Annotated in this window: 8 protein-coding genes and 1 pseudogene; 4 read left to right on the top strand and 5 right to left on the bottom strand. The window is 47.6% G+C overall.

Features of this window, described 5'->3' with window-relative positions:
* Positions 1 to 647: 647 nt before the first annotated feature.
* Both OOF89_RS18235 and OOF89_RS18230 read right to left on the bottom strand, forming a co-directional pair.
* Positions 648 to 898: pseudogene (locus tag OOF89_RS18235) on the bottom strand (IS6 family transposase); the annotation flags it as partial.
* A 70-nt stretch (positions 899 to 968) separates the two neighbouring features.
* A complete protein-coding gene (locus OOF89_RS18230; protein WP_266081654.1) occupies positions 969 to 4,091 on the bottom strand; it encodes a hypothetical protein in 3,123 nt (1,040 codons plus the stop codon).
* Positions 4,092 to 4,317: 226 nt separating this feature from the next.
* Here OOF89_RS18230 and OOF89_RS18225 point away from each other — a divergent pair, with 226 nt between their 5' ends.
* Entirely contained in the window at positions 4,318 to 4,803 is a 486-nt protein-coding gene (locus OOF89_RS18225) for a hypothetical protein (RefSeq protein WP_266081653.1), read from the top strand.
* A gap of 620 nt (positions 4,804 to 5,423) precedes the next feature.
* Here OOF89_RS18225 and OOF89_RS18220 read toward each other — a convergent pair.
* Together OOF89_RS18220 and OOF89_RS18215 are read right to left on the bottom strand one after the other, a co-directional pair.
* Positions 5,424 to 6,359: an alpha/beta hydrolase gene (locus OOF89_RS18220; protein WP_266081652.1), complete on the bottom strand. Its 936-nt coding sequence runs from the start codon at positions 6,357 to 6,359 to the stop codon at positions 5,424 to 5,426.
* Positions 6,360 to 6,949: 590 nt separating this feature from the next.
* Entirely contained in the window at positions 6,950 to 7,228 is a 279-nt protein-coding gene (locus OOF89_RS18215) for a MarR family transcriptional regulator (protein ID WP_266081650.1), read from the bottom strand.
* 327 nt (positions 7,229 to 7,555) lie between these two features.
* On the opposite strand from OOF89_RS18215, the gene OOF89_RS18210 reads away from it, so the two are divergent.
* Genes OOF89_RS18210 through OOF89_RS18200 form a run of 3 tightly spaced genes read left to right on the top strand, consistent with a single transcriptional unit; the run spans position 7,556 to position 8,990 of the window.
* A complete protein-coding gene (locus OOF89_RS18210; RefSeq protein ID WP_266081649.1) occupies positions 7,556 to 7,960 on the top strand; it encodes a hypothetical protein in 405 nt (134 codons plus the stop codon).
* On the top strand, positions 7,957 to 8,193 hold the full coding sequence (locus OOF89_RS18205) for a hypothetical protein (RefSeq protein WP_266081647.1): 237 nt from the start codon (positions 7,957 to 7,959) through the stop codon (positions 8,191 to 8,193). Before OOF89_RS18210 ends, OOF89_RS18205 begins: the two co-directional genes overlap by 4 nt.
* Positions 8,190 to 8,990, top strand: coding sequence for a hypothetical protein (locus OOF89_RS18200; RefSeq protein ID WP_266081645.1), 801 nt, complete (start codon positions 8,190 to 8,192; stop codon positions 8,988 to 8,990). The genes OOF89_RS18205 and OOF89_RS18200 overlap by 4 nt, the downstream gene beginning before the upstream one ends.
* Positions 8,991 to 9,975: 985 nt before the next feature.
* Here OOF89_RS18200 and OOF89_RS18195 read toward each other — a convergent pair.
* Positions 9,976 to 13,116: a hypothetical protein gene (locus tag OOF89_RS18195; RefSeq protein WP_266081643.1), complete on the bottom strand. Its 3,141-nt coding sequence runs from the start codon at positions 13,114 to 13,116 to the stop codon at positions 9,976 to 9,978.
* Positions 13,117 to 13,146 lie beyond the last annotated feature (30 nt).

The raw sequence follows: 13,146 nt of genomic DNA, 5'->3' as shown, positions 1-13,146 counted from the left end.
ACGTTCACGGTACCACGAACTTCTCACTGGCAGTAGTTGCCGAGACGACAGCGACAAGTCACACACCACCGCGCTCGTTCTCATGTTACGACCGACACGCCACAACATCCAGCACATCACGTACCACAGCTCCACTGATTCAGCGCTCGACTCCACGTCTGATTCGTCCATGCCACCTCACCCGTTTTTTGAATGAATGGTGTTCACGTTCCCTTATGATCCGACTCGACGAAAGGCACATGACTCTCAGTGACAGCAGGTCGACCGTTCCACTCGTTGACGTCGTCGTCCTGAAATATGCATTCCTCCCCTGTATCCGCCAATCACGCTTGCACCTTGCCGCCATTATCATTTCTGAAGACATATTTGTTTTTGGTTTAGTACACAATTCTATCATTATCCGTGAGATTAACAAACGTCCTTCTTTCAGTTTCTCTCCGATACCTCATAGATCCATCAATGGCATCGAGCGCGAAGATCCTACGATTAGCGGAAATATTCGGTTCCTCGTGATCATCGGAGATTCCAGTAGTCGTGTTTTTTGCGAGCCTACACTTGTGTCGCCGCTATCGGTGCTATACCAATCACACGGCGACGTCAAGCAGCAGCTTGGTTTTGATACATATTGCGACGTACACCCAAGATCACTCGCTGCAAATTTTGATAGTGGTTTCGTCAACCGCGACGCGTGTCGGCACAGTCGATGTGGGTCACAAACGTTGTTAGACACACAATACACCCACAGAAAAATCGCTTGATGTGACTTGTCACTCTGAGGAACAACCGGTCGCGTAGAGACGGACGGCGAACGCCCTAACAGACGTTGCCGTCCCATCACATTCCCAGCATTCAGAATTCACCTCTCTACAGTCTCGCTGAGCAGTTCTCGGTCGATCAAGGCACTATGTCGACAAATTACTCGCTTCGTAAATTGACCAATATAGATATATTAATTTTTAAAATGCATTCTAAATTGAATTTTCGAAGACAGCGTAGCCAATTTCTTCCGCATTTTGATGTCTTGTTTCACCATCTGTCGATTTTTCTTCTTCAATTTTAACATCAACGCCAGTATTAGTCAAGTTTTGATACCGTAAATTGGAAGTGTCTACACCATTGAAAGTTTGCATATGTGAAATAAATCGTGGTGATTCGTATTCTTGACTGAAGGTGATATGAGTCCACTGGTCAGTAACCGTTTCTTCGGTGCGTTGAACTTCAAATGAGGCACCATTGATTTGACCCGACGTTTGTTCAAGTGTAATATATCCAAGTTCTTCTTGTGTATGCCACTCGTCTTCGCCTTCTTCTTGCAGTCCTACTCCAAACGAGTCATTTGAGACATTTCTTACCCGAGTGACAATCGGTTGTGGGCCATTGAATGTTTGAACCTGCGTGAAAACAACTGGTCGTTCTGAGCCAAAGGAGCTCCCGAGAGAGACATTAATAAAACTACCAGCAATCGATGTAGTTCCAGCCTCAGCACGATAGGTAGAACCATCATCCAATAGTAATTCCTGTTCGGTTGGTTCCACAGCCATCATATGAAATATCTCATCTATGTGTACCCCATCAAGATATTTCCACTCTTCTATCTTATACTGGAAACTGTTCTTCGTCACATTCTGAAGCCGAAGGTGAGATGGTTGACCATCATTATTTGAAAGTGGTTTTGCGATAACAATGCGTGGAGACTGTACGTCTAGATCGATTTCATGCCAGTGATCGCTACTAGGTTGATTACTAGAAATTGTTTTTGTTAGGATTGCTGGCTCCCCGAAAACAGCGTAACCAATTACCTCTGTCGCGTGATTTGTTTCAGAAGAATCACTTTGTTCTTCTTCAACCATTACTTCGACACTTGAACTCGTGAGATTTCTGTAACGGACGCCCGCTGTATCCAGTCCATGGTACGTCTGTAGACCTGCGATAAATTGAGGTCTGTTATACTGTTGTTGGAAGTCAATACGAGTCCACTCGTCAGTAACTATCTCGGCTGTTCGCTGGACTTCAAATGGTCTTCCATCGAGATGACCAACCTCCGGCTGGAGTGCAATATACCCAATTGTTTCTACGCGATGAGCTTCGCCTCCTTCCTCCTGAACTTTCACATCAAATGTGTCACTTGAAACATCAGATACTTGTGTGACAATTGCCTCACTCCCCTCGAAGCTCTGTGATTGTGCTAGGATAACTGGTTGCCCTGACCCAAAGAAATCTCCAAGTGAAACAGTTGTGAATTCATGGTCAGTAGACACTGTCCCGGATTTCACTAGGTAGGGTAAGTCATTACTCAGTTGTAATTTGTATTCAGCAGGTGGTACCGCAAGGGTGTTGAACGTTTCAGTAGTGTGTCCCCCATCAAGATATTCCCATTCTTCGAGTTTATAGTCGAAGCCACCGGTTATGGAATTTCGAAGGCGAACGTGTGCTGGTTGATTGCCATTATACGAAAGCGGTTTTCCTACAACAACGCCCGTCGATTGATCGCTTGCCTCAACCTGGTGCCACTGATCTCGGTTCGTCTGGTTAGACGACAGCGTATTTGTTGAAAGGACGCTGCCCGGAGAATATGGCGTTCCATCAACCGTCCAGGTTGCAGCCCCACTTGCACTGGTTGAGACGATACCCCCAGTCACATAGAAGGCATACACCTCCCCTGGTGGAACTGAACCAGTCGCTTGTTCTGAATCAGGCGGGCGCACTGGCGCATTATTCGAACCCCAATCCATTGCCACCGTTGCACCGTCATCACCTGCCGGAAGCACGTATGTTCCACCAGTAATCTGGTAGGCCGAGGAAGCGTTATTCCCGCTATTATCAATCCGTACGAGCTGTGCGGATTGTAGTGGTACCTCTCCAAGCGGAGGCACAGATGGGAGCGGTGGTCGTGTATCAGGCAAGGTAGGATCGCCGTTGGTAGTCATCTGATCTCGAATATACGCGGAGTCCGTCTGTGGCCCACTGCCACCTAATTCTCCAGCTACATCCCCCCATTGATCTGGTGTTTGACCAATCGAGACAGCATATTGGTTATCGTGATCATTGTGAATCTTAGCCTTCTGTAGCTCTAAATATTTGAGATTCGCCGGATCACCGTCGTTCATTCGGCCGTTGAGCGTGTAGATCGCGTCATGGTATTTCTCAGAATTGTAGCTAATACGGACGTTGTTGATACTGATCCGTTCACATGGTGTCGATGCGGTAATTGGCCCACCACAACTTGAGTCTGGATAGCGATGATAGAAGTCACTATCAGCGACAGTAGCAGTCCCATCATAGCTGTTAATCCCGTTTTCTGGATCTGCTGGAACAACAGCCTCAACGCTCACACCGCGTTGGAGTGAGCCACCGGACCAAGCTTGAACAGGATGAGCATCATCTTTAATGGAAACACAGTTTCGAACCTCGGAGTTCCCTCCGACGCGAACCCCAACCTGTGTGTTGCGCCAGAAGCAGTTGTAGATGTTCAGCGGGCCTTCCGGTTTCTTCGCATAGATTGTATTCTCACCCCACAATTCGAACCAACAGCGATTAAAGACGAGTTCGCCCTTTCCTGATTCGACCAGGATTGCCCGCCGATTACTCGCTTCAGTCGGTTCGCAAGCCCCTTCGTGGAAGTAGCAGTCTTGTAATAGTCCTCGGGTTCCCTCTGCTGCTGACAACCGAAAGTACGTTCGAGCATCGCTTGAACTGCCCGAACCAATGTTAGAGTCGGTGGCTGCTCGAACTTTCCCACGCGTGACCAGACGCTTGAGTTCCCAGTCCCCCGCTTCGTTATTCATTCGCACAAACGGTGGGACCTCAATATCCCGCATATCGAGTTCGAACCCATCGAGTACGAATCCGTTCGAGTAGACATCGAACCAGCTGACATTATCACCGGACGTTCCCGGAACCAGACGCGCACCATTTGGTGCAATTAGATGTAGATTAGTAATACCAGAATAGACAACAAGATCATTAAGTAAATATGTTCCAGACGGGAAGATAATGGTTGTATCAGAACCTACGATTTCATTAAGAACCGGATCAATTGCTGAATTCCCACTATTATCTGCTCCTTCTTCAATAATGTTATAGGTCGGCATTTACCGACACTCCGCATAGTTAATAATTTTTTTTATATCTATAGGTTGATATATATGTAAAATATTTGAAAGATGGTGGAGCCCATAATTGTCATGACTAAACTTTTTCCCGATGTTCATATTTCGTTAGTAATAAAGTTTGTAATTAGTATTTAGTTTTTACCATATAGATGTAGCTAGGAACCATTAGATAAATATTATAATAATTTTTTTGATATATGGACAGATGCAAGAAGATGATCATCCTGACAGTTGTGGAAATAGCCGAAGAACATTTCTCAAAACAGTAGGCATTACAATGGGCACAGCAAGCATAGAGGCTGCAACTGTCGCTGCAAAAGCGGATACCAATGATACAAGCGTTGGTCAGCCTGCTCCGTGGACAACTGCTCGATCAAAATTTCGACGAACTGGTGCAATCACTGCAACTGATCCAACTCCTTATGCAAAAACAAACTGGAAAATGGATCTAGATGGTAGTATGTATTCTGTCGAACCAATTATTAAGGATGAGATGGTTTATCTTGCAGCTACAACGAATAATGGTCCCACTGATAGTGAGGGCTATATTGGCGCATATGATACCAAAACTGGTGAGCAACAGTGGAGACAATCAAACCTTCCTGCGCCTCGTTACCGGATAGCGAACGAACTATTGCAGCTCACAGTACGTGAAATAACTAGAGTACTGCATTTTATTGGTAGTATATGAAAGCATGACAGGAAAGGTTCGCAGTTTAAGGCTTATCGTAATCTCTCGATTCCGTACCTTTCCTGCAACTTTCAAGTTCTTGTGGCCAATATAAATCCTTTGTGTTTGTGAGGATTTTTACCATGAACCAGGAGAGATGAGTCGAATACAAGTTTGGACGGGAAAACCAACAAATCTGGTTTTGATAGCAAACGTGTTGGAGTAGTTTGGCGAGTTTAGATTGTATCCCATCTATTCGTCATAATATTGATGTTTATTGAACTTCTCTGAAATTTCTCATTGTTCTATTAAATACTCGTTCTCAATCGAAACTTTTAGACGGGTAGTTGATTTACTACCACTTGGAATCGTTTTGTATTCCAAAGACGCGCGCATCCATTCGCGTCTTTTCCAACCCATAAACTATGGTGAGCACGTAATCTACATTATTGGATTTGATGAGTGGACACTAGCAGCCTTCTTTGTAGGAAGCAAGTGGACGAGCACCCCTGTCAGCATGACTCTCGCTGAGGATTCACGCGATAATGCGCATAAAGTTCGATAGAAGAGGGGAGTGTGAGAAAGAGTGCACAAACCGTATCCGCAACCCACTGAGCGAGCAATGCCAGAGGGTACTGAGGTCAACATGAAATCAGTGCATCCGCAAGATCACTACCCACAGTGGTGATCGCTTCATGTGTCCGGTCGATCTCTCGGTAGGACATAAATCCGTGAATCATATCCTCGTAGTTGATATATCGAACCGATACCCCGTCGTCATCGAGACGTTCCGCATATGCTTTGCCACCGTCTCGAAGCGGATCGAACCCGGCAGTGATAATCGTTGCTGGTGCCACACCGGAAAGATCACAGGCATTCATCGGATCTGCGTATGGATTCCGCTCATGGATCTCTCTGTCAAAGTAACAGTCTCGAAACCACTGGAGGTCACGCTCATCTAGAACGGTTCCAGTATGATGTTCAACTGATGGTTGTCCAGCTTCGCTGCCAACAGCCGGATACAATAGTGCTTGATGTGTGATTTCAGGGCCATTCTTTTCCGCGGCCATTAGGGATGTGACAGCCGCTACGTTCCCGCCTGCACTATCACCGGCGACTGCTAGGTCTCCAGTTGACCCGATTGCAGAAGGGTTTGAAGCCACCCATTGTACTGCTGCGTAAGCGTCTTCAACGGCTGCTGGAAACGGATGTTCCGGGGCGAGACGGTATGCAACTGATAATACTGCACACCCACTAGCACGGGTCAACTGCCGACAGAGGACGTCGTATGTCGTTAAATCCCCGAAAACAAAGCCACCGCCGTGAAAAAACACGATAGTCGGGTGAGGTCCAGATCCTTCCGGGAGATACAATTTTGCTTCAAGCGGTTCGTCAGAACCGGGAATCGTTCGGTTGACGATTTTTCCGACTGTTGGTGGATTCCGATTCCGTATTCTGGCGGTAACGTGGGTAAACAGTCGGAAGAGACGAAGGCCGCGCTCGCTGTGAGGGAGTGGAATATACTGTTGGCGTTTGAGGACGCTCTTTGCCTGCGGATGAATTTCGTCAGCTTCCATCTATTCAAGTTTGACTACTCATCAGTAAAATCCTCGGATCCGTCTAATTCTACTACTTGCAATTATTGGCGCAGTACACGCCTGTGACAATCCACTCACGACTATTTCTTGATTGAGAAGCATAGACCGTGACTGGGTAATCATCATGGGGCTGCTGGTGACCTCCCTGTTCAGATACTGAAGATCACCAGCTCTCTAAGTTGATGTTCCCGTCGGCGACTTGCGCGATTAGCACGAGAGGGTGAAATTGAAAAATAAAGCTCGGGCCACAAAGTGTGGTCTGGTGGCGAAAACGCTGCCACAAGTAACCAACCATCACGAGTTACGGTTGAGTGGTTTGTTGAGTGCTTGATGTCGTTGTTGAAATTTATAGCAAGATCTTCAAAGAGAGCGATTATTATCTCTCGCCAGCACGAAATATCGTAGACTGTTTTGGATATTCCCAGAGTTACGTAAGAATTTTCAACAGGTATTGTAAAAAGTTGCAAAGCGGATCGAGCTAGTGATGTAAAGTATTGTGAGGCGACGCATCAAACCAGTCTTGCTCCTACGATGTACCTCTGTTATTAGAACCTAAGATCGAATTATAGCTATGATTCCAATGTTTCAGCATCTAGATTTCCGCTAAGATATCTTTGTCCTTTCTCGGTAATCTCGTAATATGTCTCTGTCTGATCAGCAATTCTCACCAATCCATGCTCTTTCAATGGATCTAACGCGCGCAGTACGGTGCGTCTAGAAACATCTGTTTGCTCCTTATGTGAGAGGTTGTAATAGATTGCTCCTGATGGGAGTGCGTAGCCCGTGTCAGCAAGTATCTCAAGGACCGGGTCGGTTGCCTTATTCATCCATGATGCCCGGTTTCTCATGAGATTCCGTCAATCCTCCTTATTATTACACCCGTCGATTTATAGAACAGTTGTCACAAATTTAGGACAAATTGGCACACTATTGTGACAACATTTATTGGAAGTCAGAATCATACAAAGAGTAACGACTGCACGACGGGTTGTTTAACTAAAACTCAGAACGGACACGTGCTTGCACCACGCGCCCGTCATGCGGTCGTTTGGAGTCAACCGCATGAACCTCTACACGCACACGGGACAAAAGTGTCCCGTCCGAGAGCTGCAGCACCCACCAATTAACCTGCACACGCCACCACGCTTTGCACACCAGTTGAGAGGTGATGCCTAATGACCGATCCCAGTCTTCGCACAGAGACTATCCTCTTACTCACACGCACTGATCCCATCCAGGTCACAACCACCAAGCGCACGCTTACAGGCGTCATCTACGACCACGAGCACGTCGATCCGATACTGACTCACCGTGGGCCGGAGCCCGGCTCCCATACGTTGTTGTTCGCCACCCCCAGCAACGACCTGTACCGACTCACTTACACCTACTATGAGGCGTACGACCACACACAGCACCAGCTTGATCGCTACGAACTCACACCTAACGGCAAGTACGCCTGGGTGCGCACGCACGCCTCTATCGAAACCGTCACGCGACCCGACAATACCCACCCCACCGATGAACACACTGGCCATCTGCCAGCCGACCTCACTGACACACAACGGGGGTGTGACGAATGAGCGCCGCCCACGACTCACCCACCCAGGTATCGCTTCCAACTTACTTGGCCAGAGCACAGAATCCAGATGCCACGTGGCAAACCACCCGCGTCACTAACGGCTTGTTCTCATTCTTCGACCCGTGTCAGTTCTACTTTGCTGCCAGCGAGATCACCATCGTCGAAAGTGGATACCAGGACACCGTCCTTCACCGTCCCACCACGGTGTCTCCTGAAGAGGTGATCAATCGATGAGCCAGTCAACTATCTCCAATGCTACCTTGGTCGATCAACTGAGCGCCCTTACTGAGCGTGTCGACAAGCTTGAATCCGAATTAGCAGCCAAAGACCAACGCATCCGCAACTTAGAGCACGACTGCGAAGCGCTCAGAACCGAACTCGCGACCACCACCGATCAAATGGAGACCCTTGAAGCAAACCTTGCAACCGAACGCGACCGAACCGCCGCCCTCGAATCATGCATCGATGACCTCGAAACCGTGACCACTGACTTCCAGACTGAACTCAATAGAGAACGCGAACAGAACCAACGCATTCGTGCATCAGTCTCGCGAATCATCAACGACGTACGCGATTATACGAGTGATGACGGCAGTAGCGTCGATGCCACCTCACCGAACATCGTGGCCGAAGCGGCCACCGTCGGGAAAGAACTGCACGATACAATTGAACGATCAACCGACAACGCCAGTCTGCTCGACTTCACAACCAAACGACCAGCAAACACGAGCATCCACGAAAAATACCTCCACGTTCTTGGACGGGCAGAGGAGAAAGCTCGCGAAACCAACACTCAAATTGTCTATCTGAACTATCGCGAGGTTGCAACCCATTATGGGTGTGCCTATATGACCGATGGCTATCGCGTGATGGAAGAGATGAGCGATCGGGTACCCGGAGTCCAGTATGTCGATGGCCATCTCGCCAATTCGGACGTGGACGCTACCACGAAAGTCGAAGGAAAGCGTATTCGCGTTGAGTGGAACCATCCCGACCTACGTGGATGGGTTCGTGCTCACCGGGAGGGCTGATTACGATCGTATAATACAGGGGGTTCGCCGAACCCCTTTGTATTCTACTACACCAGCCACACGAACACAACTTCCACCGACGTAGCCACTGTACGCAACCCTCAACTACTAGCAAGTGCGGTTGTTTCTGCGGTGTTTCTGCAATAGTGCAGGGAATACACAGGCGTGTCCCCCGTTATTATAACGATGTAATCCCACCAAAGAGTTGGATATCAACGAACGACTTCTGTTCGTGACTCCGAATCGAATAGCGTGACCTATCAAACCAATGATGGGGTTAATACAGTCAGACCCGAGTGACCACGTTATCAACATACGTTGCCACTAGCGAATTAGACATAATCGACAATATTCAGAACTACCCCAAATAGTCCACAGCGGATATTTGATTTGCATAAGGAGTGAACCAAACTCGAGACGACTAACCGACTTACTCTATTCTAAAGGAGTCAAAATCTGTTTGTGAAACTATTGTAGGATCAAACACACCGACATCCAGAATTGATCCTTGTTGGGTCTCGTGTCTGACCTCAATTACTACTCTCAGACTACATATTGCGATTTGATCTCATGGGGATGGCCATGTCCTGAGACGTGTTCCCCATGAGAGTCGGGCGTATGATCCAATAGGGCTGAGGGAATTTCTACCCGACATCTACAAAATATCGTTACTAAATAATTGTTATTTACTGCCTGACTTCTTTCACGTTCAGCCTGATATCTCTTCGAAATTGTATTTTAGTATCACTAGATAGCTTAGTCGTTTTTCTTTCAACGCTAGACAGAGAGCCTAGTAACCTACAATTCAATGTTTTCATGTACGCTAAGTCACAGTATCTGTGACCATATTCTATGGATTATTATACTAATTCGAATGGACAATCCGTGAGTTCGTAGGTCGTGATCAAGATTGCGATAGAAGCCATTTGATCAATTCACATTTTATGATTTCATTGGCGAATAGAGAATGCTGAGAGAACAGACCCTACACAGAGTCTTCGAAGACGGCGTATCCAACTGCTTCTGAAACGTGCTCGGTTTCAGTGTCTGCACTCTCTCCCTCCTCAACTTTGACTTCCACACTAGTGCCCGTTAGATTTCGATAGCGGAGGTTTGCTGTATCCGCGCCGTTGAACGTTTGTATACTGGCCACAAACTTCGGGTCTTCATATGATTGCTGGAAGTTAATTCGAGACCATCTGTTACTGATAGTCGCCCCAGTCCGCTGTACCTCAAATGTCCGGCCGTTCATTTCACCGACCACCTCTTCGAGTGCGATATAACCTACCGTCTCGTTATTCGGATGGCCACTTTCGGCTTCCTCTTCTTGGACTCGAACGTCGAATGAATTATTTGAGACGTTCTGTATACGTGTCACAATTGGATCGCCGCCGTTGAAGGTCTGTGACTGGGCAAGAACGACTGGCGTTTCCGCGCCAAATGAATTACTTAGAGAAACGCTGATAAATCTATCCGGCGTGGATACGGTTCCAACCTCTACTTGAGAGGATCGACCATCATCGAGTCGGATTTGGCGACTACCAACTCCTGCAGCGAGTGCGTGAAATGTTTCACTGATGTGCCTGCCATCGAGGTATTTCCATTCTTCGAGTTTATATCCGAAGCTATTACCACCAACATTTCGAAGTCGAACGTGACATGGACTCGGACCATTATATGAGAGCGGACTCGCGATAACAACACCATTTGGTTGAACAATGGAATCTGCTTGTTTCCATTCGCCCCTGGTTGCTTGATTGCTGGTAACAGTGGTAGTCAGTAATGTAGCACCTTCGAAAACAGCGTATCCAACTGACTCCGGTGCATGCTCTATTTCAGTGTCTGCACTCTGTGCTTCTTCGACCTTTATCTCAACACCGGACCCAGACAAATTCCGATACCGGAGGTTTGCTGTATCGGAGCCATTGAACGTCTGTATATCGGCGACAAACTGTGGAATTTCATACGCCTGCTCGAAAGCGATCCGAGACCACTCGTGATTAACTGTTTCTCCGGTCCGTTGCACCTCGAAAGACCTGCTATCAAGGCTACCCACGGTTTGCTCAAGTGCCACAGTACCAACCTGCTCATTGTTCGGATGTCCTCCCTGGGCTTCTTCCTCTTGAACTCGCACATCAAATGCGTCACTTGAGATATTACGCAATCGTGTGACAATCGGATCACCTCCATTGAACGACTGTGCTTGAGCGAGGAGAATGGGTGTCTCAGCACCGAAGAAGTCACCAAGTGAAACAGATTTGAATTCGTCATTAGTTGCGACTTTTCTTCCTTTTGTTCGATACGTCGTTCCATTATCTAGCTCGATTTCGTGTTCGCCTACTCTTGTAGAAAGCGTATGGAACGTTTCGTTGGTGTGGTTTCCATCGAGATATCGCCATTCCTCGAGTCTGTACTCTAAACTACTGTCTGCAATGTTTCGAACGCGAACATGTGCTGGTTGAATGCCATCGTATGACAGTGGTTTCGCGATCGCAACGCCATTAGGTTGGACAACTGTGTCTGCCAGTTGCCATTGGCTTCGAGCTTCTTGCTTTTCGCTGGTAATTCTATTTGTGAGTATTGCTGGTCCCTCAGATTCAGGTTCGTATGCCTCGCCATCAACGGTCCAAACTGCAGGGCCATTGGACTCAGTTGAAATAATGCCTCCTCTTACATAGAATGCATGCGCCTTCCCTGCTGGAATCGTACCTGTGGCAACCTCCGAGTTCGGTGGGCGTCTTGGTCCGCTATCCGGACCCCATGACATCGTTATCGACGCACCATCGTTTGCTGCCGGAAGAGCATACTGACCAGCCGTAATCTGGTAAGTCGTTGGTTCATTACCCCCTGTATTATCAATACGGACGAGTTGTGACTGTTGCATCGGAACCTCCCCAAGTGGTGGCGGACTTGGCAGTGGTGGCGTCGTGTTTGGTTGGATAGGATCCTCACCCGTGGTCATCTGATTCTGGACATATGAGGAGTTCGTCTGTGTGCCACTGCCCCCAATCACACCAGAAACAGTTCCCCACGTATCGGGTACTTGCCCAATATAAATACCGTATTCAGAACGATGATCGTTTGTAACGTGGACATCTTCGAGTTGGAGATATTCAAGATTTGCAGGTGTGCCATCACTCATCCTGCCCTCATACGTATAGATAGCGTCGTGGCTTTTTGTTGAATTATAACTAATGCGCACCCGCTGAATGTTGATGCGTTGACATGGAGCTGGAGCAGTAATTGCCCCACCACAGCTATTGTCCGGGTAGCGGTGATAAAAATCACTATCACTAATCGAAAGCGTCCCATCGTAGCTATTGATTCCCTGTGATGTATTCGGAGAGTCGATCGCTTCTGCATTCACTCCGCGTTGGAGTGATCCGTTAGACCAAGCTTGAGTTGGATGTTGGTCATCTTTGATTGAGACACAGTTTTGAACATCAGTGTTGCCACCAAGTCGTAGCCCGTTTTGTGAATTGCGAACAAAGCAGTTTAAGATTTTAAGTCTGCCTTCGGGTTTTTTCGCGTATATCGTGTTTTCTCCCCAACTCTCGAACCAACAGCGGTTGAATGTAAGTGCACCTTTTGCTGATTCGACGAGAATTGCACGACGATTGCTCGCTTCGTCTGGTGCACACGATCCTCGATTGAAGTAACAATCTTGGAGCAACCCACGAGTACCTGCTGCTGCAGACAGCCGGAAATACGTTCGTGCCTCGGACGAACTATTCGATCCAACATTTGTATCAGTCGCCCCACGCACTCGCCCACGGGTAATCACTCGTCGGATTTCCCAATTGCCAGCCTCTGAATTCATTCGCACGAATGGAGGTATTTCTATATTTCGCATGTCCAGTTCGAAACCATCCAGCACGAACCCATTCGAGTAGACGTCAATCCATCGAATACTGTCGTCTGATCGGCCAGGCACTAAGCGGGCACCCCTAGGTGCGATGAGCTCGAGATTATTTGTACCGGACTGAACCACGAGCTCATTGATTTTATACGTCCCACGTGGAAACACGATCGTGGTATCACTACCGATAAGTCTCGAAAGAACAGTGTCGATGGCAACCTCTCCTGTCTTGTCTGCCCCCTGCTGGGCGATATTATAGGTTGGCATCTACACAATCTCCATTATTGGATGCCGAGC

Source organism: Haladaptatus caseinilyticus (genome assembly GCF_026248685.1).
GTDB classification, from domain to species: domain Archaea; phylum Halobacteriota; class Halobacteria; order Halobacteriales; family Haladaptataceae; genus Haladaptatus; species Haladaptatus caseinilyticus.
Note: the sequence above shows the minus strand (reverse complement) of the source record. Positions and strands in the feature narration are given on the sequence as shown.